Annotated in this window: 22 protein-coding genes and 1 riboswitch; of the genes, 15 read left to right on the forward strand and 7 right to left on the reverse strand. The window is 69.7% G+C overall.

Annotation, left to right across the window (positions count from 1 at the left end; all coding sequences use genetic code 11):
* Positions 1 to 2: 2 nt before the first annotated feature.
* Positions 3 to 1,757, reverse strand: a complete 1,755-nt coding sequence (locus tag WS78_RS24200; protein ID WP_059582864.1) for an N-acyl-D-amino-acid deacylase family protein — start codon at positions 1,755 to 1,757, stop codon at positions 3 to 5.
* 719 nt (positions 1,758 to 2,476) lie between these two features.
* On the opposite strand from WS78_RS24200, the gene WS78_RS24210 reads away from it, so the two are divergent.
* Together WS78_RS24210 and ftsH are read left to right on the forward strand one after the other, a co-directional pair.
* A complete protein-coding gene (locus WS78_RS24210; protein WP_059582882.1) occupies positions 2,477 to 2,992 on the forward strand; it encodes a BCAM0308 family protein in 516 nt (171 codons plus the stop codon).
* Between the two features lie 55 nt (positions 2,993 to 3,047).
* Positions 3,048 to 5,015: an ATP-dependent zinc metalloprotease FtsH gene (gene ftsH, locus WS78_RS24215; protein WP_038744916.1), complete on the forward strand. Its 1,968-nt coding sequence runs from the start codon at positions 3,048 to 3,050 to the stop codon at positions 5,013 to 5,015.
* A gap of 49 nt (positions 5,016 to 5,064) precedes the next feature.
* On the opposite strand, the gene WS78_RS24220 is transcribed toward ftsH, so the two are convergent.
* Entirely contained in the window at positions 5,065 to 5,664 is a 600-nt protein-coding gene (locus WS78_RS24220; RefSeq protein ID WP_059582859.1) for a rhomboid family intramembrane serine protease, read from the reverse strand.
* Positions 5,665 to 5,916: 252 nt separating this feature from the next.
* Positions 5,917 to 6,023, forward strand: a riboswitch (TPP riboswitch).
* 89 nt (positions 6,024 to 6,112) lie between these two features.
* Between WS78_RS24220 and WS78_RS24225 the strand changes: the two genes are divergently transcribed.
* Positions 6,113 to 6,949, forward strand: a complete 837-nt coding sequence (locus WS78_RS24225) for a DMT family transporter (protein ID WP_059582856.1) — start codon at positions 6,113 to 6,115, stop codon at positions 6,947 to 6,949.
* A gap of 163 nt (positions 6,950 to 7,112) precedes the next feature.
* On the opposite strand, the gene WS78_RS24230 is transcribed toward WS78_RS24225, so the two are convergent.
* Both WS78_RS24230 and WS78_RS24235 read right to left on the reverse strand, forming a co-directional pair.
* Positions 7,113 to 8,276, reverse strand: coding sequence for a TauD/TfdA family dioxygenase (locus WS78_RS24230; protein WP_059582849.1), 1,164 nt, complete (start codon positions 8,274 to 8,276; stop codon positions 7,113 to 7,115).
* Between the two features lie 35 nt (positions 8,277 to 8,311).
* Complete coding sequence (locus WS78_RS24235) at positions 8,312 to 9,106, reverse strand: methyltransferase domain-containing protein (protein WP_059582846.1); 795 nt, start codon at positions 9,104 to 9,106, stop codon at positions 8,312 to 8,314.
* 560 nt (positions 9,107 to 9,666) lie between these two features.
* Here WS78_RS24235 and WS78_RS24240 point away from each other — a divergent pair.
* The 6 genes from WS78_RS24240 to bcmE all read left to right on the forward strand — a co-directional run bounded on the left by WS78_RS24240 (position 9,667) and on the right by bcmE (position 14,875).
* Positions 9,667 to 10,146: an NUDIX hydrolase gene (locus tag WS78_RS24240; RefSeq protein WP_038744911.1), complete on the forward strand. Its 480-nt coding sequence runs from the start codon at positions 9,667 to 9,669 to the stop codon at positions 10,144 to 10,146.
* Entirely contained in the window at positions 10,143 to 10,598 is a 456-nt protein-coding gene (locus WS78_RS24245; protein ID WP_038744910.1) for a nucleoside 2-deoxyribosyltransferase, read from the forward strand. The genes WS78_RS24240 and WS78_RS24245 overlap by 4 nt, the downstream gene beginning before the upstream one ends.
* 1 nt (position 10,599) lies before the next feature.
* Positions 10,600 to 11,586: a thymidylate synthase gene (locus WS78_RS24250; RefSeq protein WP_059582841.1), complete on the forward strand. Its 987-nt coding sequence runs from the start codon at positions 10,600 to 10,602 to the stop codon at positions 11,584 to 11,586.
* Between the two features lie 15 nt (positions 11,587 to 11,601).
* Entirely contained in the window at positions 11,602 to 12,342 is a 741-nt protein-coding gene (locus WS78_RS24255; protein ID WP_038744908.1) for a class I SAM-dependent methyltransferase, read from the forward strand.
* A 236-nt stretch (positions 12,343 to 12,578) separates the two neighbouring features.
* Positions 12,579 to 13,379 carry a bifunctional hydroxymethylpyrimidine kinase/phosphomethylpyrimidine kinase gene (gene thiD / locus WS78_RS24260; protein WP_038744907.1) on the forward strand — a complete coding sequence of 267 codons (801 nt, stop codon included), beginning with the start codon at positions 12,579 to 12,581 and terminating at the stop codon, positions 13,377 to 13,379.
* Between the two features lie 65 nt (positions 13,380 to 13,444).
* Positions 13,445 to 14,875 (forward strand): thiamine pyridinylase, encoded by a 1,431-nt coding sequence (gene bcmE, locus WS78_RS24265; protein WP_059582840.1) that lies wholly within the window; start codon positions 13,445 to 13,447, stop codon positions 14,873 to 14,875.
* A gap of 78 nt (positions 14,876 to 14,953) precedes the next feature.
* Here the strand turns inward: bcmE and WS78_RS24270 are convergent, their stop codons facing one another.
* On the reverse strand, positions 14,954 to 15,763 hold the full coding sequence (locus WS78_RS24270; RefSeq protein WP_060819989.1) for an SAM-dependent methyltransferase: 810 nt from the start codon (positions 15,761 to 15,763) through the stop codon (positions 14,954 to 14,956).
* Positions 15,764 to 15,977: 214 nt separating this feature from the next.
* Complete coding sequence (locus tag WS78_RS37250; RefSeq protein WP_186448660.1) at positions 15,978 to 16,454, reverse strand: hypothetical protein; 477 nt, start codon at positions 16,452 to 16,454, stop codon at positions 15,978 to 15,980.
* Positions 16,455 to 17,157: 703 nt separating this feature from the next.
* Here WS78_RS37250 and WS78_RS24285 point away from each other — a divergent pair.
* From WS78_RS24285 to WS78_RS24310, 6 genes are all read left to right on the forward strand, one after another.
* Positions 17,158 to 17,577 carry an archease gene (locus WS78_RS24285; RefSeq protein ID WP_059582830.1) on the forward strand — a complete coding sequence of 140 codons (420 nt, stop codon included), beginning with the start codon at positions 17,158 to 17,160 and terminating at the stop codon, positions 17,575 to 17,577.
* 13 nt (positions 17,578 to 17,590) lie between these two features.
* A complete protein-coding gene (locus WS78_RS24290; RefSeq protein WP_059582877.1) occupies positions 17,591 to 19,024 on the forward strand; it encodes an RtcB family protein in 1,434 nt (477 codons plus the stop codon).
* A 57-nt stretch (positions 19,025 to 19,081) separates the two neighbouring features.
* Positions 19,082 to 19,342, forward strand: a complete 261-nt coding sequence (locus WS78_RS24295; RefSeq protein ID WP_038744900.1) for a hypothetical protein — start codon at positions 19,082 to 19,084, stop codon at positions 19,340 to 19,342.
* Between the two features lie 141 nt (positions 19,343 to 19,483).
* Complete coding sequence (locus tag WS78_RS24300; protein ID WP_038744899.1) at positions 19,484 to 20,188, forward strand: hypothetical protein; 705 nt, start codon at positions 19,484 to 19,486, stop codon at positions 20,186 to 20,188.
* Between the two features lie 191 nt (positions 20,189 to 20,379).
* Entirely contained in the window at positions 20,380 to 20,661 is a 282-nt protein-coding gene (locus WS78_RS24305; protein WP_231751981.1) for a GYD domain-containing protein, read from the forward strand.
* Positions 20,662 to 20,796: 135 nt separating this feature from the next.
* Positions 20,797 to 21,930, forward strand: a complete 1,134-nt coding sequence (locus WS78_RS24310; RefSeq protein WP_059582873.1) for a CapA family protein — start codon at positions 20,797 to 20,799, stop codon at positions 21,928 to 21,930.
* 66 nt (positions 21,931 to 21,996) lie between these two features.
* Here WS78_RS24310 and WS78_RS24315 read toward each other — a convergent pair whose 3' ends face one another.
* Entirely contained in the window at positions 21,997 to 24,816 is a 2,820-nt protein-coding gene (locus tag WS78_RS24315; protein ID WP_059582827.1) for an Hsp70 family protein, read from the reverse strand.
* Between the last annotated feature and the right edge of the window lie 2 nt (positions 24,817 to 24,818).

Genomic DNA, 24,818 nt, shown 5'->3' on the forward strand with positions numbered 1-24,818 from the left:
GCCTAACGCGTCGCGGCCCGCAGGAAATGCCCGGCGCGCCGCGTTTCGCCGAAGCCGTCGGCGAACGCGCCGTCGCGATACACGACCTGCCCGTTGACGAGCGTCGCCGCGACCGCCGCGCCGCTGCGGTTCACGAGCCGGCGCAGCCCGCCGAACGCGCTCATGTCCGCCTCGTGACAGGCGTCGACCGACGCGTCGAGATGCGCGGGATCGACGATCGCGACGTCCGCCCGATCGCCGGCGCGCAGCGTGCCGGCGTCGATCCCGAAGTACCCGGCGAGCTCGCCCGTCAGGTGATGCACCGCCCGCTGCACCGACATGAACGGCCGCCCGGCGCGCTCGGCCTCGCGCACGCGGCGCAGGAAGCGCACCGGCGCGTTGTAGAACGCCATGTTGCGCAGGTGCGCGCCCGAATCGGCGAAGCCGATCTGCAACGCGGGATGCGCGGCGATCCGGTCGAGCACGTCCGCGCGGTGATTCGCGATCGTCATGCACCAGCGCACCTTTTGCCCGTGCGCGACGACGAGGTCGAGGAACGCGTCTGCCGGGTGGATGCCGCGCTCGTCGGCGACCTGGCCGAACGACTTGCCGACGACCGACGCGTCCGGGCACCCGACGATCCGCGTGTCGTGCAGATCGCGCGTCCAGAGCCTCAGGTCGAGCCCCTTGCCGACCTGCTTGCGGAACTCGCGCCGGTAGCCTTCGTTCTGCAGCAGCCGGTTGCGCTCGAGCGCGTCGTTCAGGTGCAGCGCCGCGCGGCCCGCGCCGAATTCCTCGAAGATCACGAAATCGATCCCGTCCGCGTAGACCTGGAACGGCACCGGCAGATGCTGCCAGACGAGCTCGCCGCGAAAGAGCGCATTCGCGAGCCGCACGCCGTTGAGCAGCACGTCGACGGTGCCGCGCGGCGCGGCCTTGCTGTCCGCCGCGACGAGGAGCGACGTGCGCAGCGGCTTGCGCACGAAGTAGCCGCAGCTCGCGGCCATGAAGAGCAGGCCGTTCAGCGGATTCGTCGTGTTCGGCGCGCTCTGCAGCACGCGGCCGCGGCGGCGCAGCACGCGGTTCAGCCGCCGGTATTCACGCCACGTCGCGAACGTCGACGGCAGCGACTTCGACCGGTAGCGCTCGCCGTCGAGCTTGTCCCACGGCGTCGTCATCGACGACAGCCCGACGAAGCCCGCGTCGAGCGCGTCGTCGAGCAGCCGCTCCATCCTTTGCAGTTCGGCCTCGTGCGGCCGCACGCGGTCGTCCACTGCGCGCCCGAGGCCGAGCACGTGCGTGCGCAAGTCCGAATGGCCGAGGAACGCGGCGACGTTCGGGCCGAGCGGCAGCGATTCGAGATGGCGGACGTACGCGGCCGCGGTGTCCCAGGTCTTCGCGCGCGACAGCACGGCGAGCATCTGATCGCGCGGCAGCGCCTCGACGCGGCTGAAGAGATCGGTGCAGTCGAGCGCGTCCGCGTGAACCGTCGACAGCGAGCACGAGCCGAGGAAAACGCTCGTCACGCCGTGCCGCACCGATTCGGGCAGCCCCGGCGACACGAGGATCTCGGCGTCGTAATGCGTATGGATGTCGACGAAGCCGGGCAGCACCCATTTGCCGGCCGCGTCGATCACGTCCGCGCCATCGGCCGCGAGCGGTGCGTCGGACACCGTCGCGACCCGGCCGTCGCGGATGCCGAGGTCGCGCGCGCGGGGCTCGGCGCCCGTGCCGTCGAACCATAGGCCGTTGCGGATGATCGTGTCGTAGCGCGTCATCTTGAGGTGTCTCCGTATCGTGTTCTGGACGCACGGGCGGCCCGCACGCGATGCTTGAGCCGCGATGCGAGTTGCGCGTCGCGCGTTGGCTTGCGCCGGGCATCGGCGTTCGTCGCCAAAACGTTACATTGATTGATGTCAAGATGAATTGCAATCGAGTATTGCCTCAACTGCGAGCGGCGGCCCGCAAGCGTCGCTCGCGCCGATGACGGGCGTTGCCGAAAGGATCAGACACGCCTCTCGAGGCGCGATCGCGTATTGCGGCGCGTCACCGTGTCGTCGTTCGGCGTCTTCCGTCGACATCCGCGCGATCGTCCAGCGGGCGCCGCCGGCAAGCGGCGCGAATTGCCGTGGCCATGCTGCGCCACGGCAATCGCGGCACACGCGCGGCCGTTCACGAACGGCGGCGACGCGCGATATGCCGCCCCCCACGACATATGGCGCCCCGCGATCCGCCCGAGCGCGCCGTTCGCCTGCCTGGGGCCGATCGTATCGGCCTTCGTCCATTGGCTACGGATCTGTACCAATCGGTGCGCGCGAGGCGGCAAGATTTCGTCAAGCGTTGATCGGCGTCAACCGCACGTGCGGGCGATCGCCGATGCTCTCTCATGTACGTCGCGCCCCGGCCGCGCGCCGCCATTCCCGCGATGCAAGCGCATGCCGCCGACGAGCGCCCGGCGCCGCACGCGAAACGTACGACATATCGACAAGGAAAGACGATGATCTACGGATCGAACGAACTCTATGCGGCGATGAGGCTGCGCCGTGATCGGGACGCGCCGCGCGCGCACGCGGCGCACGGCTACGGCGCGCCGGCTCGCCTGAAGAGCGGCATGGGCTGCACCGAATGCGGCGCGCTGTACGACGGTGGCCGCTGGACTTGGCATGCGGCGGCGGGCACGCTGCTGCAGATCGTGTGCCCCGCGTGCCGGCGCATCCGCGAGCGCGCGGGCGCGGGCGAACTCGTGCTTGAAGGCGGCTATTTCGCGCGCCATTGCGACGACATCGTCGCGCTGCTGCGCCATCGGGCGGGCGGCGAGCGCCACGACCGGCCGTTCGAGCGCATCGTGTCGATCGACACGCGGCCCGCGCGGATGATCGTGCGCACGACGGGCTCGCACCTCGTCCACCGGCTGAGCGAGGCGCTCGTGCGCGCGCATCGCGGCGAGCTCGAAATCGACTATCGTGAAGGAGAGGACGTGCTGCGCGCGCACTGGATGCGCGACGCCGCCTAGCGCGTGCGCGTCCGCCGACCACTTCGTACCGCCGAACACACGCCGAGGCATCCCGATGAAGAGCGAAACCGGATACTTGGGCTTCGTCGTCGTGCTCGTTTTCATGGTGCTGCTCGCGCTGCAGCTCGCGACGCTGAGCGCGCCCGCGACGCAAATCGCGTACAGCGACTTCCGCAAGCTCGCGACGGCCGCGCAGGTCGACGATCTCGAAGTCAGCCCGACGCGGATCACGGGCGTCCTGCGCAACAGCACGGCCGCGGCGGCGCTGCCCGCGTCCGACGCCGACGCGATCAAGCGCGCGGGCGCGCCATGGCGCTTCACGACGAGGCGCGTGACCGACGAGCGCCTGATCGACACGCTCGCCGCGACGGGCACCCGCTACCGTGGCGCGGAGGACGACACCTGGATCGGCACGCTCGCGTCGTGGATCGTGCCGATCGCGGTGTTCGCGATCGTCTGGAACGTGATGTTGCGGCGCCCGCGCGGCGGGCTGCAGGACTGGTCGGGCGTCGGCAAGAGCAAGCCGCGGGTTTACGTGGAGGCGAAGACCGGCATCGATTTCGACGACATCGCCGGCATCGACGAGGCGAAGGCCGAGCTCCAGCAGATCGTCGCGTTCCTGCGCGCGCCCGCGCGCTATCAGCGGCTCGGCGGCAAGATTCCGAAGGGCGTGCTGATCGTCGGCGCGCCCGGCACCGGCAAGACGCTGCTCGCGAAGGCGGTCGCGGGCGAGGCGGGCGTGCCGTTCTTCTCGACGAGCGGCTCGTCGTTCGTCGAGATGTTCGTCGGCGTCGGCGCGGCGCGCGTGCGCGACCTGTTCGAGCAGGCGCAGCAAAAAGCGCCTTGCATCATCTTCATCGACGAGCTCGACGCGCTCGGCAAGGTGCGCGGCGCGGGCATCACGTCGGGCAACGACGAGCGCGAGCAGACGCTCAACCAGCTGCTCGTCGAGATGGACGGCTTCCAGGCGAACTCGGGCGTCATCATCATGGCGGCGACCAATCGTCCGGAGATTCTCGATCCCGCGCTGCTGCGCCCCGGCCGCTTCGATAGGCATATCGCGATCGACCGGCCGGATCTGACCGGGCGGCGGCAGATTCTGTCGGTGCACGTGAAGCACGTGAAGCTCGCGGCGGACGTCGATCTCGGCGAGCTCGCGTCGCGCACGCCGGGCTTCGTCGGCGCGGATCTCGCGAACATCGTCAACGAAGCGGCGCTGCACGCGGCCGAGCTCGACAAGCCGGCGATCGAGATGTCGGATTTCGACGAGGCGATCGACCGGACGATGACGGGCATGGAGCGCAAGAGCCGCGTGATGAGCGAGCAGGAGAAGGTCACGATCGCGCATCACGAGGCCGGGCATGCGCTCATCGCGCAGACCCGCGCGCACAGCGATCCGGTGAAGAAGGTGTCGATCATTCCGCGCGGAATCGCGGCGCTCGGCTACACGCAGCAGGTGCCGACCGAGGATCGCTACGTGCTGCGCAAGAGCGAGCTGCTCGATCGGCTCGACGTGCTGCTCGGCGGGCGCGTCGCCGAGGAGATCGTGTTCGGCGACGTGTCGACGGGCGCGGAAAACGATCTCGAGCGCGCGACCGAAATGGCCCGGCACATGGTGGCCCGATACGGGATGAGCGAGCGGATCGGCCTCGCGACGTTCGGCGACGCCGACAGCCGCGGGCTGCCGCCCGTCGTCTGGCAGCCGGGCGGCGAGCGCTGGAGCGAGAGCACCGCGACGCGGATCGACGACGAGATCCAGCGGCTCCTCGCCGAGGCGCACGATCGCGTGTCGCGGACGCTGAAGGAGCGGCGCGACGCGCTCGAGCGGATCGCACAGTATCTGCTGAAGCACGAAGTCGTCGATCACGAAATGCTCGTGCGGCTCGTGAACGACGAGCCGCTGCTGGACGACTCGGCGGCGGGCGGGGGCGCGGCGAAGCGCGGCCGCGACGATTCCGGCGCGCCGAAGCTGGCGACGCAAGCCGGCCCGGCGAACAAGGCCGATCATTCGGTGCCGCAGTGACGGCGCGGCAGGCCGTGCCGCCCGTCGCGCGACAGAGTGCGGGCCGCGCTCACTCGATCGGCCACTCCCTTTTCGGCCGCGTCCAGAACAGCATCAGCACGAGCGCGCCGAGCATCCCGCCCAGATGCGCGAAATGCGCGATGCCGCTCGCCGCGCCCGCGACGCCGAGCAGCAGCTCGATGCCCGCGTAGCCGAGCGCGAACACCCACGCGGGCATCGGAATCGGCGGAAACAGCAGCACGACGCGGCGCGACGGATACAGCAGCGCGTACCCGGCGAGCACGCCGAACACGCCCGCCGACGCGCCGATCGTCGGCGCGGCGCCCGCCGCCGTGTAGCGCGCGACGACGAGCTGCGTAAGCGCACCGCACACGACGCTCGCGACATAAAGCGTGCCGAAGCGCGCGCGGCCGAGCGAGCGCTCGACGTCGCGGCCGAACATCACGAGCCCGAGCATGTTGAAGAGCAGGTGCGACAGCCCGGCGTGAAGCATGCTGTACGTGACGATTTGCCAGAGATGGAACGCGGGCACGGCGGCGCCCGCACCGTTCCGCGGCGGCCACAGCGCGAACAGCGAGAGCACGCGGTCGGGATCGGCGAGCTCGACGAAGAAGCCGATCAGGTTCAGGACGACGATGGCAAGCGTCATGGCGGCCGCGGGCGAAAGAAGTGGGGGCGTCGGCGTTCATTATGCCGGCATCGCGCGGCCGCAGCCGGCTCGCCGCGCGCTTGGCGACATGCGCGGCATCGGTCGTGCGTCGCGGTCGGCCCTGTTGCTCCATTGCTCCATTGCCACGCCGTCCCGTCGCCCCATTTTCCCGCGTCGACCGACACGCTCGCAGACGGCGAACGAATCAACCCGCGTCGGCTTGTCGGCCACCGGGTTCTTGCCGATAATAGCCCGGCCATCAGGGGGAGCCGGGCGATCGGCTGAGAGGTTCCGCGCAAGGAACGACCCCTAAACCTGATCCGGGTAATGCCGGCGTAGGAATGAGGTCCGCCATGATTTGTCCGCAATCCGCCCGCCGCCGCGCCGCGGCGGGGCTTCCTGCATCTTGCGCGTCTTGCGCGTCCCCCGCTGCGTTCGCCGCGCGCCGATGACGCCGTCCGTCATCGCGCTCGTGCTGTTCGCGGCGATCCTGCACGCGACCTGGAACGCGCTGCTCAGAAGCGGCGCGGATCGTCTGCGGAGCATCACCGTGATGAGCTTCGCGACGACCGCCGCGGCGCTCGTCTGCGCGGCGCTGCTGCCGCTGCCCGCGCGCGCGAGCTGGCCGTACCTGGCGGCGTCCGCCGCGTTGCAGGTCGGCTACAGCGTGTTTCTCGCCTACGCGTATGAAGGCGCGGCGCTCAGCCAGGTCTATCCGGTCGTGCGCGGCGCGGTGCCGCTCCTCGTCACGCTGGGCGGCTACGCGTGGGCGGGCCAGCGTCTCGACGGCGCGCCGCTCGCGGGCGTCGCGCTCGTGTCGGGCGGCATCGCGAGCCTCGCGCTCGGCCGCTCGCGGATTCGTTCGCGCTCGTTCGCCGCGGCGCTCGCGACCGCGCTCTTCATCGGCGGCTACGTGACGGTAGACGGCGTCGGCTCGCGCGTCGCGGGCCATCCGCTCGCGTACGCGGCGTGGATCTTCATCGCGTATGGCGTCGCGATGCCCGCCGTGTTCCTCCTCGTCGGCGGCCGCTTGAACGCCGGCTTCACGCGCGCCGAAACGCTGAAATCCGCGGCGGGCGGGCTGATCTCGCTGATCAGCTACGCGGCGGTCGTCGACGCGCTGTCGCGCGGCCCGGTCGGCCCGATCGCCGCGCTACGCGAGACGAGCATCGTGTTTTCGGTGCTGATCGGCTGGGCGTGGTTGGGCGAGAAGCCGAGCGGACGGCGCTTCGTCGCGTGCGCGGCGGTGGCGGCGGGCGCGGCCTGCCTCACGTATCCCGCTTGATGCATTCAGGCTCGCGCGATGCGAGCCGGCCGGCGACATCCGAGCGAGCCTGCGCGCGCCGGCCGTCTCATGCGCGCGCAGGCGAGCGCGGGGTTCGGCGCTTCGGCGGCCGCGACGGCCATGCGAACAGCGCCGCGCGCGCATCGACGACGCGCCGCCGCGCTCAGCCCTCCGCGCGCCGCGCGGCCGCGGCCGCGGCGATAAACGCCTCGCGCGCCCGCAGCTCGCCTTCCTTGAAATATCCGCCGCGCAGCGTGCGCACGATCCCGGGTGCGCCGAAGTCGCCGCGTCCGTGAAAGATCCGCCGGTTGTCCCAGACGACCATGTCGCCCTGCGTCCATGTGTGCAGATACGATCGCCTCGTCGCGACGAGGCGCGCCTTGAGCGCGTGATACGCGCGGAAGAACGGCATCAGATCGTCGAAGCCGATGCCGTCGAAGAACATCTTCGTCGGGTTGTTGATCAGGCGCTCGACGCAACCGTCCGGCCGCAGCCGGACGATCGGCGTCCGATGCTCGTAGCGCTTGCGCGCGTTCGGATATTCGGCGCGATAGACGACGTTCGTGTGCGCGAGCCGATCGAACATGTCCGGCGACGCGTCGCGCAATTCGGACAGCACCGCCCAGCCGTCGACGAACCGCGTGCAGCCGATTTGCTCGCGCGCGCAGCGCGGATCGACGTCGAGGCCGAACAGGAACTGGTAGTCGGGCGGCGGCGAGCAGTACGGAATGTCGGTGTGCAGCGGCAAGGCCTTCGTGCTGAACGACACGCTGTCGGTCGCGTCGTCCGACTTGATTTCGAGATCGAAGAATTCGCCGAAGTACGACGGATCGAGAAAGCCCGCGAGACGCTCGCGAACCTCGTCGAAAGGCCGCGTCGCGCCGCCGTCCGCCTTCAGCACGACAAGGCCCGACTCGAACAGACGATTCAGCGCGAGCCGCAGCGCGGCGTCGCCTTCCAGCACGTCGGCGAGGCTGAAATGGCTCGACGCCGGCGCGCCGCGCTCGGGCCACGGCGTCCAGGGCGGGCCGGCTTGCGCGTCGGCCGCGGAAATTCCGTCGCGGTAGTCGTCGCGCGCGAGCCGGTCGAGCGCGTACGTGCTCACGTGCGCGTCCTGCCAGACGATCCGCAGCCCGTGCGCGCCGAGCGACACGCGCTCCGGCCGGATGCCGGGCGCAATCGCGCCCGGATCGAAATGGCGCTGCCGGCAGTGGCCGTTGAAGCACTCTGCGCACTCGCAGGCCTGGCGCAGCCACACCCAATGATAGCGGCCCGTTCCGCCGGTTTCCCAGTCGATTTGCAGATGATCGGAATGCGATGTCAGCATGTCGGCTTCTCCTGAATGACCGTCGAACGGGCGGCCTATCGGCGCTGCGCGACGAAGAGCCCTTGCAGCAGGCTCCCTTCATCGACGAAGCGGATCTTGCGCCGCCAGCGCTCGACGATGTGCTCGGCGTCGGGTGCATCGATCGACGGATCGCGCGACGCGACGCGCGCCTCGTAGCGATGCAGATCGTCGGTCAACTGGCGCCGCGCGTCGTCGCTGACGTCGGTCGCGGTGAGGACGTCGAAGCCCGCGTCCTCGACGATCCGCGCGTACTCGTCGATCGTCCTCAGGTCGTAGCCCGACACCGACACATATGCGTCGAACGCGAGCGACGCGCGGCCGCGGCAGAAGTCGGTGATGTACAGGCGGCCTTGCGGCGCGAGGAGCGCGTGGCAGCGCGCGAACAGCGACGCCTTGTCGTGCACGTACATCAGCGCGTCGCGCGAATAGATGATGTCGAAACGCTCGCCGGCAAGCGCGTCGCCGTGAATGTCGCCGTTGACGAAGCGCACGCGCCCGCGCGGATCGAGCGCCGGCTGCCGGGCCGCCGCGAGCTCCGTCATCCGCGGCGCGGTGTCGAGCCCGACGATCGTCACGTCGTAGCGGCTCGCGAGATGGAACGCGGCGCCGCCCAGGCCGGAGCCCACGTCGAGCAGATGCATGCCGGGCTCGATCGGCATCTTGTCGGCAAGCATCGTCCTGAATCCTTCGATGCCGCCGGGGCTTTGAAACCCGTCGCCGTAGATAATTTCGGATCTCAGAATATTGCGCGCGTTTGAATAGCGCTGCGCCTCGTATTGACTGGACAGCCCGTCCGGATGCGTTTGCATAATCGATCACCTTTTTTGTGTTTCAGTTGCGTGACGATGAGAGTTCCATATCGGACGACGATACGGAGTGGTGCGGCGTTACGGATTACCGCAAATGCAGGCTGATTCGAAACCGGATGTGCCGACGGCGTGCGAAAGCGAGGCGATTACCGCGCCGCGCGGCAGTCGGGCGCGGCGCAAACGTATGGCGGGGCGCTTCGTCGATTGATGCGCGGAATCGGCAACGGTTAATAGGTATAGCAACGGCCGGTTTCATTTGTCAATCGACCAGCGCAATAAGTATGGAATGCGGCCGAATAATCAGGGGGCGGCGATTTGGTTAATAAAATCGCATTCGAGCGAATCGTCAGGGTTGTGTTAGGCTAGGCGCTTTGCGAAATTTCCGAAAACGGAAAGGCCGCTGAATCGCGAATCGAAAATATTCATTCGCAAAATCCGAGCAAATTCGAGCGGATTGTTTCATCCATTAATCACCGAGGCGGCCGATTACCGTCGTTTTGCGCATGCGGGCCGAACGAACGGCGCGCGAAGAGAGAGGGCGAAGATGCGGAGCATCGACGATGACTGATCCGAAAGGCACCGGCCGCGCGGCGGCGCTCGCGGCGCCGCGCGTCGCGGTGATCGCCGTCACGTTTCGCGGCGACGAAGTGATCCTCGTTCAGCGCGGCAAGGAGCCGCAAAAGGGCACGTGGGGCTTTCCGGGCGGCTCGGTCGAGCCGGGCGAGAGCCTGCGCGACGCGGCCGCGCGCGAGCTGTTCGAGGAAACCGGCGTGCGCGCCGAGATCGGCGAGCCGTTCGACGTCGTCGAGGTGATCGGCTTCGATCCGGCCGGCCGGCATCATCACTACGTGCTGATCGCGATGCTGTGCCGCCATGCCGAAGGCGCGCTGCGCCCGGGCGACGACGCAGCGGATTGCCGCTGGGTCCGCGTGCCGGACGGCGTGCCTCAATTCCCGGGCGTCCTCGCGGACCACGTCGCGCGCGTGGCGCTGCGAGCGCACGCCCTCCATCATTCCAACCGAAAGGAAGACAGCCGATGAAGCGTATGTTCTTGGGCGGACCGTTCAAATCCCTGGTCGACAAGCACACCGGCGTGATGCCGGAAGAGAGCATCAACCTGTTTCGCCACGTGATCGATCATTTCGAGGCGCGCGGCTGGGATGTGCACTGCGCGCACCGGCGCGAGCACTGGGGGCGCGAGTTCATGACGCCCGCCGTGTGCACGAGGACGGACTACGAGCAGATCAGCCTGTGCGACTACTTCGTCGCGTTTCCGGGCGCGCCGGCGTCGCCCGGCACGCACATCGAGCTCGGCTGGGCGTCGGCGCTCGGCAAGCCGATCGTGCTGCTGCTCGAAGCCGACAAGGAATACGCGTACCTCGTGCGCGGGCTCGACGAGATCACGCACATCGAGCGCGTCGAATACAGCGGCGGCCGGATCGATCCGGCCGCGATCGAAGCCGCGATCGACCGCATCGGCGCGAGGGTCTGACATGCGGCGCTATCCGGGTCTCAGCGAGCTCTATCTCGCCACGTTGAGGGACGTCTGCGGCGCGTACGAATACCGGAGCGCGCCGCGCGGGCACGCGGAGCGCGAAATCATCGGCTACGGCGCGCGCATCGACGATCCGCGCGCGCGCTTCTGCCGGCACGCCGCGCGCAGGCAGAACGTCGTTTTCAACTATGCCGAGGCGCTGTGGTATCTGTCCGGCCGCAACGATCTCGCATTCATCGAGCACTACGCGCCGTCGATGGCGCGCTACAGCCCCGACGGCAAGCATCTGCCCGGCACCGGCTACGGCGCGCGGCTGCTGCATTACGGCGAGCGTTCGCTCGACCAGATCGAGCGCGCGCTCGACATCCTGTCGCGCGACGACGCCGAGAGCAAGCGCGTCGTGCTGCAGATCTTCAGCGCCGACGAGGATCTGTACCGGCGCAACGTCGACGTGTCGTGCACGCTCGGCCTGCAATTGCTGCTGCGCGACGCACGGCTGCACGCGGTCGTCTTCATGCGCGCGAACGACGCGTACATCGGGCTCCTGAACGACGTGTTCTCGTTCACGTTCCTGCAGGAATACATCGCGTCGCGGCTCGGATGCGAGCTCGGCACGTACTCGCATCACGTCGGCTCGATCCACGTGTACGACGACAACCTGCCGCGCGTGCAGGCGCTGCTCGACGAATGCGACGCGACGATCGTCACGAACGAAGCGCCGCCGCGCATGCCGGCGGGCACCGGCCCGGCGACGATCCGGCGCGTGCTCGACTACGAAGGCCGGATTCGCGCCGGGATGCCGCTCGCCGCGCTGCAGGACGTCGATCTCGATCCGTACTGGCGCGACGTGCTCGGCCTGTTCTGGATCTATCGCGAAATCAAGGCCGGCAATCCGCCGCCCGACGACGCGCTCGCGCTCGTCGGCCCGTTCCATCGCGCCTATCTCCTGAACCGCTGGGACATGGCGTCCGCCTCGCTTCAATAACGCACGAGGACCCCGATGAAGACCGACTGGACCGAACACGAGGTTTCGCAGCGCTTTCACGCATACGACGACCGGATCGAGGAGCGCTTCGGCTACCGCCCGCTCATCGCCGAGCTCACGGGCACGCACGGCACGGCGATCCGCGTGCTCGACTACGGCTGCGGCGGCGGCAAGGTATCGCGGCGGCTCAAGGCGGCGGGCGTCGAGCACGTGACGGGCGTCGACATCGCGCCGACGATGATCGATAGCGCAAACGCGGCCGGCACCGGCGCGGGCCTGCAGTACGCGCACATCGACGGGCCGTCGCTGCCGTTCGCCGGCGCGAGCTTCGATGCGGCGATCAGCTGCTTCCTGTTCATCAACATCGCGGAGCGCGCGGAGCTCGCGCGCGTCGCGGCCGAGGTGCTGCGCGTGCTGAAGCCGGGCGGCACGTACTACGTCCTCGACACGAACCCGCGCACGACGGGCGTGCAGTACCCGACGTTCCGCAACGGCGAGCCGGGCATCGTCTATCGCGACGGCGACGCGCGCCCCGTCTATCTGCGCGTGCCGGGCGAGGGCGTGTTCGACGTCGTCGACACGCACTGGGACATGCCGACGTACCGCGAAGCCCTCCAATCGGCGGGCTTCGCGCTTGCCGCGACGATGGAACTCGGCTTCCGGGCGGACGAGGCGGGCGGCGCGCCCGGCGCGCATGCGCACGCGGACGGCAGCAAGCCGTTCGTGCTGTTCAAGGCGACGAAGCCGCCGCGCTGAAGCGGCCGCCGCGCGGGGCCGTGCGCGGCGCGGCGTTCGATTCGCGGCCCGCACGGCCCGGCGCGCAGGCTTGCGGCCGAACGCCGTCGCCGCGCCCGCTCGCCGGCCGCGGCCGCGCGGAACGACACAAGCACGCGAGCATCGCCCGCGCGGCCGGACGAAAGGGCGACGCGGCCCGCCGAAGCGCGCCGCGCCGCGCGACTATCGATGACAAAACGACACAATCACGAGGGAACATGATCGCGAACGTACTGACGATCGCCGGCACCGACCCGACGGGCGGAGCGGGCATTCAAGCCGATCTCAAGGCATTCTCGGCGATGCGCGCGTACGGGATGGCGGCGATCACCGCGGTCGTTGCGCAGAACACGGTCGGCGTGCGCAGCTTTCGCGCGCTCGATCCGGCGTTCGTCGCCGATCAAATCGACGCGGTGTTCGACGACGTCGCCGTGCACGCGGTCAAGATCGGCATGATCGCGACGGCGGCGATCGCGGAGGCGGTCGCGGCGGCGCTCGTCAGGCATCGCGCGGCGCCCGTCGTGCTCGATCCGGTGATGGTCGCGAAAAGCGGCGACCGGCTGCTCGATCCGGACGCGGTCGATGCGATCCGCGACAAGCTCGTGCCGATCTCGACGCTGATCACGCCGAATCTGCCGGAGGCGGGCGTGCTGCTCGACCGAGGCGAGCCGCGCACGCTCGCTGAAATGCACGCGGCGGCAGCCGAACTGCACGCGCTCGGCCCGCGCTGGGTGCTGCTCAAGGGCGGCCATTTGCCGGGCGAGCGCAGCGTCGACGTGCTGCGCGGCCCGGCGGCCGCGACGGTCGAGCTGTCCGCGCCGCGCGTCGCGACCAAGAATGACCACGGCACCGGCTGCACGCTGTCGGCCGCGATCGCCGCGCTGCTGCCGGCCCACTCGGTCGAAGACAGCGTGTGCCGCGCGAAGGCGTACCTGAGCGACGCGCTCGCCGCGTCGGGCAGGCTCGACGTCGGCCACGGGCACGGCCCCGTCCATCATTTTCACGCGCTATGGAATTGACGCTCGCGCCGCTTGCCCGCGGCAGCGCGCGTCGGTTCGCACGATTCATTCGACAAGGATTCATCATGCGTCGCCTTTTGTATTGTTTCACGATCGTTCTGGGCTTTCTGTTCGCGGCGCCTTCGCACGCAGGCAACGCGACCGCCGTCGCGCAGTTGACGGTCGCGCTGTATCCGTGGGTGCCGCGAGTCGATCAGTTCAAGTCCGCGATCGAGACCGAATGGAAGAAGGTGCAGCCGGCCGTCGCGCTGCAGTTCGTGTCCGCCGACGACTGGGACGGCGGCTACAGGAAAAATCCGCCGGCGAACGTTGACGTCTACGTGTACGACGCGATCTTCTTCGATTACTTCCGCAGCCAGAACTGGCTCGAGCCGCTCGCGGCGAACGAGATCCGGAACATCGACGATTTTCTGCCGTACGCGATCGACGGCGTGAAGGCGGGCGACCGCTACTACAGCATCCCGCAGCTCGGCTGCGCGAACGTGCTGTTCTATCGGAAGGACGACGCGGCGCTCGCGGCCGCGACGACGCTCACGCAAGTTCGCAGCGCGCTCAAGCAATGCACGTTCACGAGCGAGATTCCGCCGGACAAGCGCGGGCTGATGATCGACATGTCCGGGCGCACGACGAACGCCGCGCTCTATCTCGACGCGGCGCACAGCCGCACGGGCGCGTATCCGCTGCCGCTGCCGTGGAGCGCGAACGACCTGAACGGCGATGCGCTCGCAAGCCTGCGCTCGCTGATGGCGATGTCGAGCTGGCCGAACGCGACCGCCGAGCTCCCCGGCCAGTACGACCGTTCGGTGTGGTTCAGCGACGGCGACGGACGCGCGGTGATCGGCTATTCGGAATCGATGTCGGCGATGAGCGAGGCCGCGCGGCAGAATCTCGACTTCAAGTTCCTGCCGTTGTCGGACGAGCCGCAGCCGCCGCTCTTCTATGCGGACGTGATCGGCGTGAACACGACGACGCATGCGCGCGGCACGCGCGCGCTCGCGGTGCAGCTCGCGAACGTGATCGCCGCGTCGTCGACGATGGTGCAAAGCGTCGGCCCGGACGGCAGCGGAGTGCCGCAATATCTGTTCTCCGCGCGCCGCAGCGTATTGCAGACGCTTGCGCAGCGCTATCCGCTCTATCGGAAGATGGTCACGCTGCTCGACGCGCGCCAGCCGGTGATGTTCAAGATCGATGCGCAGTCGCGCAACTGGCTCGCGTCGATGAGCGCGCCGATCGCGCAGAGCGCGCGCGCCGACTATCCGTGCGGCTGCGACATCGACACCGCGTTGCCGATCGCCGACTATCGCGGCGCGCAGGCCGTGTGCCCGACCGTCTGCGCGGCGCAGGGCGGCTGGAACGGCCAGTGGACCAATCAATCGCCGGCGGCGCCCACCGGCACGTCCGCATGCGGATGCAACGCATGCCCGACTTCGACGTCCGCAAAAATGCCGCGTTCATTGGCAACCCGCATCGACCGCGCGGATCGGGCGAAGCGGTGAAGAGCGCGTCCGGCCGTGCCGACTGGGCCGGCCGGACGCCCGATGCGCGCGACGCCGGCTACTTGCCGACGCGCGCGCCTACAGTTGCGCCCACGCGCACATCTGCCCGAAGAACTCGACCTGCGCGCGCGATTCGTGGACTTCGCATTGCAAGTCTCCGCTCAGCCGGTCGAATTCGAGCCGCTTGCCGTTCGCGAGCACCGTGGAGTCGGGATCGTTCGACAGCGCCCGCAGCATTTCCGCGAGCCACGAGCTGAGCTTCATCGCGGTCCCGCCGTCGACCGGCACCTCGTACGACATTCTCGGCAGCGGCAGCCCCGCGGCCGCGAACAGCTTGACCATCCGGTGCGCGACGTCGGACGACGGGAACGTCCGCTTGCCGCGCTCGAGAATCTCGTTCGCCACCGAGTCCCACAGATTGATGGCCGGCATCGACATCGGCTTGCGCACGAAGTCCGGCTCGTGCAGCGCGAGATATCCGCCGGGCTTCACGAAGCGCGCCGCGTGACGAATGAGCTCGGCCGCGTGCAACTGGTGGATCAGCACGTAGCGGGCGACGACGACGTCGAAGCTGTGCGCGCCCTCGACCTGATCCAGGCCGCACGCGCGAAAGCGGATGTTGTGCAGCCCCGCTTGCTCGGCATTGGCGGTCGCCGCGTCGATCGCGACGTCGCTCGCGTCGATCGCGACGACGGTGCCGGTCGGGCCGACCGTCTCGGCCGCCAGCATGCTGACGCCGCCCGTCCCGCAGCCGACGTCGAGCACGCGCATCGAAGGCCGAAGCCGCGCGGACTCGAGCAGACGCCGCGTGACGGGCTTCAGCATTTCCGACTGGAAATCCAGCCGGCGGAGTTCTATCGGCGAGTGGCCCAATGCGTATTTGGACATGGTGGGTCTGATCTCCTCTTATTGATTCGTGGGCGGTGGCGGAAGCGCCGGGCGTTGCGCGGCGCGTTTCGTTGATGCGGCGCGTGCTTGCTTGCGGCGAACGGCCGGCGCAGACGTGCGCACGGACAGCGCGGCGCGTCCTTTGCCGATCCGAAGCCGCCGTGCCAAGCCGATTCCCGGCGACGGCGGGGCGGCGCAACGCGATGCCGCGCCGTCACGCGGCTGCGCCGCGACCGGGCAGGCAATCGGCGCGCGCGCAGGCGGCGTCGATCGCGGTGCGTGCATCCGTGTCGCACCGCGCACGCCGCGAACCGTGACGAAACGTCGTTGATGCCGGCCGTTCGTTCAGACGCTCGCGCGCAAGCGCCGATGTCCCGTTCGACCGATCAATCGGGCCGCTTCGCGAAACGGCTCGCGAGATCGTTTTCTGTCCGGCAACGCCTGATGTCGTCGATACCGCCGGTACGGCTAGCGAATCGATGCGACCGTTCTTTTCCGACACCGTGCGAATTCGCCGCGGCGCGCGTGTTGAAACCTCGCGCTTCGTGGCGAATCCTGCCTTGATAGCACGCGCATACGCGCGCGCAAAGCACGAAGCTTCGGAGGCCGGTCGATAGCCGAGCGATCTCGCCCCGACACGCGAACGCGCGCGTTGCGCGACTGCCCACGAAAGTTGACGATTCGTCGGCATGCGCACGCATTGTTTCGGCGTCGCCGCGAGCGACCTCGCTTTCTATTCGCGGATCGTGGCGGCATGCGCGTCCGCATCATCGATGCGACGGACTTGATGCGACAGACGCGTTGCGCGAGCCAAGCCGTACGAGCGAAGCGAACATTGGCGCAGCCCGGCCGCGTCGGGGCGAGCGTCTTCGAGTGTATTTCGTCACGCGGGCGTCGAGCGTCGAAGCGCGATCGCCGCGAGCGTCGCGGACAGCGCGCTCATTCGCGCAATCGCCGCGGATGAAGGCTGCCGACACGAACCTTGCGCCTGCGCGCGCAAAGCCGCCGCAATCGCGCTTCCGGCCCCGCTTGGCCGGCATTGAACCGGCGAATCCGACGATCGCCGGCGCCTCGCATTCGTTGGACAAGAGAAGAGGTGCGCGCCGCTACGCGGCGATTTCACGCCGGCCGCGCCGGCCGCCCCGGCGATGCGCGTCTGCGTCGATTCGCCTCGGCCCACGCATCGGCACGGGCCGAATGCAGGCGCCCGGCGATGCGGTCGCTATCCACTTGCCGATGATCGCCGCGGCGCTCGTGTCCGCGCTCGCCGGTTTCGATCCCGAGCGCGCGGCCCCGGCGCGGCGATTGACGCAGGTCAAGGCCCGTGCGGGCATCGCGCCTAGGCTTGTTTCGCATGCAGTCAGTGCGGCGGGGCACTCGAGGAGCGACGCGAAATGACCGCATTCTGGGAACATTTCCAGCATGGCGCGGATATCGGCGTGCGCGGCGTCGGCGACACGCTCGCGCAGGCTTACGAGCAGGCCGCGCTCGCGCTGACGGCGATCGTCGCGAATCCGGCGTCGATCCGGCCGCTGCGCGACATCGAGATCGCCTGCGCGGAGACGGACCGCGAATTGCTGCTCGTCGACTGGCTCAACGCGATCGTCTACGAAATGGCGGTGCGCAAGATGGTGTTCGGCCGCTTCGACGTGACGCTAGCCGAAGACGGCCTGCGGGCGCGCGTCGCGGGCGAGCCCGTCGACGTCGCGCGGCACCGGCCGGCGGTCGAGCCGAAGGGCGCGACCTACACCGCGCTGCGCGTGGACCGGCTCGACGACGGCGCATGGATTGCCGAATGCGTCGTCGACGTGTGAACGGAGCATGGCGATGGACTTGACCCGGCTCGAGCAGCACGGCGAATTCGAATGGCACATTCCGCCTGTGGGCGCGATGCGCGTGCCGGGCATCATCTATGCGGACCGCAAGCTCGCCGCCGGCATGGACGACAAAGTGTACGAACAGGTCTGCAACGTCGCGACGCTGCCGGGCATCGTCGGCGCGTCGTACGCGATGCCGGACGCGCACTGGGGATATGGCTTTCCGATCGGCGGCGTCGCGGCGTTCGACGCGCACGCGGGCGGCGTGATCTCGGCGGGCGGGGTCGGCTTCGACATCTCGTGCGGCGTGCGCACGCTGCACACGGGGCTCGCGCGCGAAGACATCGAAGCGGTGAAGAAAAAGCTCGCCGACGCGCTGTTCGCGCACGTCCCGGCGGGCGTCGGCAGCACCGGGAGGCTTCGGCTGTCGGCCGCGAAAACCGACGACATGCTGACGGGCGGCGCCGCATGGGCTGTCGAGCAGGGGTACGGCGCGCCGCTCGATCTGGAGCGCATCGAAGAGGGCGGGATGGTGCGGCACGCGAAGCCGTCCGCGGTGTCGGCGCTCGCGAAAAAGCGCCAGCGCGACGAGATGGGCACGCTCGGCTCCGGCAACCACTACCTCGAAGTGCAGGAGATCGCGGACATCTACGATCCGGCGTGCGCGCAATGCTACGGGCTGCGGCCCGGGCAGGTCGTCGTGACGATCCACTGCGGATCGCGCGGGCTCGGCCATCAGATCGGCACCGAATTCCTCAAGGAGATGGTGGTCGCCGCGAAGCGCCACGGGATCACGCTGCCCGATCGCGAGCTCGCGTGCGCGCCGATCCTGTCGGAGCTCGGCGAGCGCTATCTGGGCGCGATGCGCGCGGCGATCAACTGCGCGCTCGCGAACCGGCAAATCCTCACGCATCTGACCCGCGAAGTCTTCGCGAAGGTGCTGCCCGCCGCGCAACTGACCCTGCTTTACGACGTGTCGCACAACACGTGCAAGATCGAGGATCACGTGATCGACGGCCGCCGCCTGCAACTTTACGTGCACCGCAAGGGCGCGACGCGCGCGTTCGGGCCCGGCCATCCGGCGCTGCCCGACGCGCTGCGCGACGCGGGCCAGCCGGTGCTGATCGGGGGTAGCATGGGAACGGCGTCGTACGTTCTCGCGGGCGCGGACGCGGCGGGCGGCGAGCGCGCGTTCGGTTCCGCGTGCCACGGCGCGGGACGCGCGATGAGCCGCTTCGCGGCCGCGCGGCGCTGGCATGGCCGGGCGCTCGTCGACGAGCTCGCGGCCCGCGGCATCCTGATCCGCAGCCCGTCGGAGCGCGGCGTCGCCGAGGAGGCGCCGGGCGCTTACAAGGACGTCGGCGCGGTCGTCGACGCGGCCGCCGAGGCCGGGCTCGCGCGCAAGGTCGCGCGGCTCGTGCCGATCGTCTGCATCAAGGGTTGACGCATGGCGTCGGCGCGAAGCGAAGCAATCGATCTGAACCGGAACGGGAGAAAAGCCATGTCAACGAAGCTCAATTCCGCATCGCCCCCCGCCACCGCGACCGAGATCCGCGATATCGTCGGGCCGATCGAGGACGACGTCATCGCGAAGATCCTCGACATCGAGCCGACGAGCGCCGAGGTGCTCGACGCGTACACGTGGTTCAGATCCGACGAGCGGCTGCAGTTCCGGCTCGATCGCGAACCGCACGGCCGGACCGCGCGCGTGCTCGAGATACTGGAGCGCGAGGAGGCGGACGGCGACGACATGCGCCGGTGAATCCGTCGCGTTCGCGCGCAGGCGGCGACGCCGGAAGGCGCGGCGACGCAGGCGCCCGTACCGCGCGAGGGCGCTCGCGCGACCGATGCCGTCATCCGAAGCCGTCATGTCATTCATCGTCGGAAACGCAGGCGAATCGTCATGGTCAAGGCGAACCGTAACTTCCGGACCACGTCCGCCGGGCAACCGGCCATTGCGGCCATTCCTGCCGTCGCCCGCCCGCGCGCGCCCGACAAGCCGCCGCGTCAGCGGGCGCTGCGGGCGTTCCTGTCCGCGCGCGTCGGGCTCGCCTGGGCGCCGGTGCGCACGGAGCTCGCGCAACGCTTTCCCGAGCTGTCCGACGTCCCGGCGAGCCTCGTGGCGACGCACACGTCGACGAAGCACGGGCGCGTTCGCGTCCATGCCGCGCATGGCGTCGTCGCGCTCGAGGAGGCGGGCTGCGCGTTCTACGTTCACCCCGAACTCGGCACGCTGATGCGCAACGCCGCGCTCGCGTCGCGCTTGCAGCACGAGAAGGAGCGCGAAGCGCGCCGCGCGGAGGAGCTGCACGCGCGAATGCGCCCGGTGTCGGCGCACACCCAGGCGCACAAGATCGGGCCGACGTGGTATCTGGTCGAGCTCGACTATCTGCCGTTTCCGCGCCGCGAGGCCGCCGACCCGGCCGCGCGCCACGCGCCCGAGCACGCGACCGTGTTCGATGCGGTGCTCGGGCGCGTCGTCGACGCGTCGGACCGCTTCGACCTCGAACACATCTACGGCCGCCGGGGCGTGTACGGCGCACGCAGGCGCGAACTGTCGTATCGCGAGTTGCGCGACCTCGGCCTGCTCGCGCCGGCCAGGACGTGATCGGCGAATGCCGCGTCGGCGCGGCATTCGACGTTCGGCGTTCGGTGTTCGGTGTTTGGCGTTCGACGTTCGGCATGCAGCAGGCGGACGCGCCCGGACCTTGATCGTGATCAACGGACGCCCGCTCCGATGCGCAATGCTTCAAGCATGTCGATGCGCGCGAGGAGACGATGATGCCGGACTTCGTATTGTTGACGCGTTTGTCCCCGGAAGGGCTCAAATCGCCGTCGAGCATGGAGGCGCTCGAGAAGCGCGCGGTCAAGGAGATCGAGCAGGCGTGCCCGGGCATCGAATGGCGGCACAGCTACGCGATCCTCGGGCCGTACGATTACCTCGACGTGTTTTCCGCGCCGGACATCGCGACCGCGTTCAAGGTGTCGGCGATCCTGCGCACGCTCGGACGCTCGCACGCGGAGGTATGGGCCGCGACCGAATGGCGCGCGTTCAAGGAAATCATCGATTCGATCGGCTGATGCGGGCCGATCCACGCGCGAGCGATGCGCGACGAGCGGCGTCGCTCGATGCTCGGCGGCCGGCGTCGCCGGGCGATCCGCAACGGGCTGTTTCCTCGGAGGAGCGCGCGCCGGGCCGGCCCGCGCGTTGATGCGATGAATGAAGCCGACGACACGCCGCCTGACGGCCACGTGCGCCTGTTTCTCTGCGGCGACGTGATGACGGGCCGCGGAATCGACCAGATGCTGCCGCATCCGAGCGATCCCCAACTGTACGAGCGCTATTGCCGGTCGGCGCGCGATTACGTGCGCCTCGCCGAACTCGCGAACGGCAAGCTGCCGGCGCGCGTCGACTATGCGTATCCGTGGGGCGACGCGCTACCGGAGCTCAATCGCATGCGGCCGCACGCGCGGATCGTGAATCTGGAAACGGCGATCACGACGAGCGACGAGCATTGGCCGGACAAACCCGTGCTGTACCGGATGCATCCGCGCAACGTCGACTGCGTGTCGAGCGCGCGCATCGATTGCTGCGTGCTCGCGAACAACCACTCGCTCGACTGGGGGCGCGCCGGCCTCGCCGACACGCTCGACACGCTGCATCGGGCCGGCATCCGGACCGCCGGCGCGGGCGGCGACGACGCGCAGGCGGCCGAGCCCGCCACACTCGCGCTCGCGAACGGGCGGCGCGTTTGCGTCTACGCGTTCGCGGCCGAGACGAGCGGCGTGCCGCCGTCGTGGGCGGCGACGCTGCGGCGCAGCGGCCTCAACTATCTGGCGAATCTGTCGCCCGAGCGGGCGACGCAGATCGGCGAGCGAATCGCCGCGCGGCGGCGCGACGGGGATCTCGTCGTCGTCTCGCTGCATTGGGGCGGCAACTGGGGCTTCGAGATCGGCGGCGACGAGCACGCGTTCGCGCATCGGCTCGTCGACACGGGCGCGGCCGACGTCGTCTACGGCCATTCGTCGCACCACGTCAAAGGCGTCGAGATCTATCGCGGGCGGCTGATCCTTTACGGCTGCGGCGATTTTCTGAACGACTACGAAGGCATCCACGGCCATCAGCAGTTCCGCCCGGACCTCACGCTGATGTATTTTCCGGTGCTCGATGCGGACAGCGGGGCGCTCGTCGAGATGTCGGCGGTGCCGATGCAGATCCGGAACCTGCGGCTGCAACGCGCGTCCGCCGAAGGGCGAACCTGGCTGCACGCGGTGCTCGAGCGCGAAAGCCGACGGTTCGGCACGCACGTGTCGGCGTGCGACGCCGACGTGATGCATCTGCATTGGTGACGCGGTTCGAGCGGTCCGCCGCGCGGCTCCGGTCGAAAAGCGCATGCCGCCGGCCGCCCCGATCGGTCAGCCGGCGACGAGCTTCAGCCCGGCCGGCAGCGATTCGCCGAACGCGCGGCCGGTGTCCGCGTTGTCGAGCGTCACGACCTCGCGCACCATCCGCAGCCACGCATCCGGCGCGTTGATCGCCGCGAGCCGGCGCACGACCGGCTCGCGCACGTCGAGCGCAAGGTCGTTCGTCCGGTCGCCCGTCATGCGCGCGATCTGCACGGCCGCGAACGCGGCCGGCTCGACCTTCTTCCAGTCGATGGCGAGGATCGCGTCCAGCCAGCGGCTCGCCACGTCAGGCGGCACCACGCCGTGCGCGCTGCCGTACAGCGGCCGCCGCGCGCCGATGCGCCCGATCGCCCACCAGCACTGGTGATTCTCGGCCGGCCGCCGCAGCCGTTCGAGCAGCCGCTCGCCGAGCTCGATCTTGCGCTCGACGGCGACGCGCTCGAGCGACGCGGACAGACGCACGATGTCCATGTCGCCGATCTTCGCGGGATCGAACGGCAGCTTCGGCCGCTTCGCGCCCGCCGCCTCCTGCAGCCAGACCATCGCGTCGAGCGCCTGGCGCTGCGCATCGTCGTCGAGCCCGCCCGCCGCGCGCCGCCAGAGCGTCCACCATTCCGACCAGACCTGCCCCTCGTTCACGTACTGGATGCCGTCGTCGAACAGCGTCCAGAGCTGCGCGACGCGCCAGTCGTCGAGCGGATAGCCGAAGCCCGGCCGCACGCAATAGCCGGCGAGGTTCAGCCAGACGCGCTCGTGGTCCGCCGAGCGCCGCCGCCGGCCCGCGCGCTCCCACAGCGCGCCGAACAGCTCGCGCAGGAGGGCGATGTCCCAGTTCTCGCGCGCGCCCAGCAGTTGCTCGAGCTGCGCGCGCAGACGCCGGACTTCCTTCGGATCGACGTTCGCGAGCCGCGCGCCGAACGAGCGGTCGATCAACTCGATCGCCTTGTCGAGCGACGGATGGCGCGACGCGTCGGCCGCGTCGCCTTGCGCGCGCTCGCGCCGCAACTGGAATTCGAGAAGCCAGCGTTGCGACGGGTCGTCCGTCGCGATGCAGTGCATGTCGAGCGTGCCGACCTCGGTGAGCGACGTCGTCAGCTTGACGAGCCGCTCGCGCGACCCGCCCGCGTCCTGCTGCCGGACGACCGTCGCGACGGGCGGCAGCCGCACGAAGTCGCCCGCGCCGAGATCCGCGAGCTCGCCGGGGCGCCACGCATGGTCGGAAACGGTCGAGACCAAATGGAAGCGCACCGGATGGCCGAGCCGCAACGCGAACGTGCGATCGTCGAGGCGCACCTCGTGCCCCTCCGCCGTGCCGCGCGGCAGCACGCAGACGCCCCGCGACGCGCGCGCGCCGTCGTCGCCGTCGTCGTCGACGACGAGAAAGTAGCTGCGCGGCGAGCCGCCGCCGATCCTCGGCGCCCGCCCGGCGCGCGCGAGCCCGTACGCGACCGCGCCGCGCGCCACCGCGACGTCCGGATGATCGTTGTGCAGCACGTGCAGCGGCTGGCCGCGCCACTCGCCGAGCACGCCCGCGAGGCGATCGGCGAGCGCCTGCGAGCGGAACACGCCGCCGTTGAGCAGCAGCGTGTCGGGTATCGGCAAACCCGCATCCGCTGCATCCGCCGCATCCGTTGCGCCGGCCTTCGCCGGCGCGCCGAGCGCGTCGCGCGACTGCGCGGCGAGCCGGTGCAGGAACGCCGCGACGTGCCGCGTGACGGCCGGATCGGCGGCATAGGGCAGGCCGAATTCGACGAGCGCCGCGCGCGAGCGCCGCGGCAAATCGTCGGGGCGGCCAGCGGGGAAGAATCCGTCGACGACGATCCGCTCGACCTCGTCGCGGCTCAACTCGGTCTTGCGCGCACCGCCGACGAGCCGCGCGCCCGAGCCGAGCAGCGTCACGCCGACCGCGTCGGGCGCATCCGCGTCGAGCAGGCGCTCCTTCGCCGCGCGGCACCGCTCGACGAGCTGCGACAGGCTCGCCGCCGACAGGCGCGCGCCGTCCTGCGCGATGCGCGTCTCCGCAACGCGCGCGAGCGCGAGATCCATGTTGTCGCCGCCGAGCATCAAGTGATCGCCGACGCCGATGCGCGTCAGTTGCGGCTCGCCGCCCTCGACGTGCACCTTGACGAGCGTGAGATCCGTCGTCCCGCCGCCGACGTCGCACACCAGCACGAGCCGCGTTTGCGCAAGCTCGTCGCGCAGCGTGTCGCGATGATGAAACAGCCAGTCGTAGAACGCGGCCTGCGGCTCCTCGAGCAGGCGCAGCGCGGGCAGCTTCGCGATCCGCGCCGCTTCGAGCGTGAGCGCGCGCGCGCCGTCGTCGAACGATGCGGGCACGGTGAGCACGACGTCCTGCGCCTCCAGCGGCGCGTCCGGAAAGCGGCGGTTCCACGCGGCGCGCACGTGCGCGAGATAGCTCGCGCTCGCCGCCACCGGCGACACCTTGTCGTCGGCGTCGGCCGCGCCCCACGGCAGGATCGGCGCGAGACGATCGACCGACGCGTGCGACAGCCAGCTCTTCGCGCTCGTCACGAGCCGGCCCGGCACCTGCGCGCCGAGCGCGCGCGCGAGCGTGCCGATCACGGCGGGCGGCGCGCCGTCGGCGTCGGCCGCTTCGGCGTCGCGCCACGGCAGCCGCAGATCGCCGGGCGCGAATTCGCCCGGCACCGGGTGATAGCGCGCCGACGGCAGCAGCGGCCGCGCGCCGAGCTCGCCCGGCGCGACCAATTGGTCGACGTCGAGCACGCGAATCGCGTCGCCGCCTGCCTCGACGTACGCGACGACGGTGTTGCTCGTCCCGAGATCGATGCCGACGATGAACTGTTTCATCG

This window comes from Burkholderia savannae, from assembly GCF_001524445.2.
Lineage (GTDB): Bacteria > Pseudomonadota > Gammaproteobacteria > Burkholderiales > Burkholderiaceae > Burkholderia > Burkholderia savannae.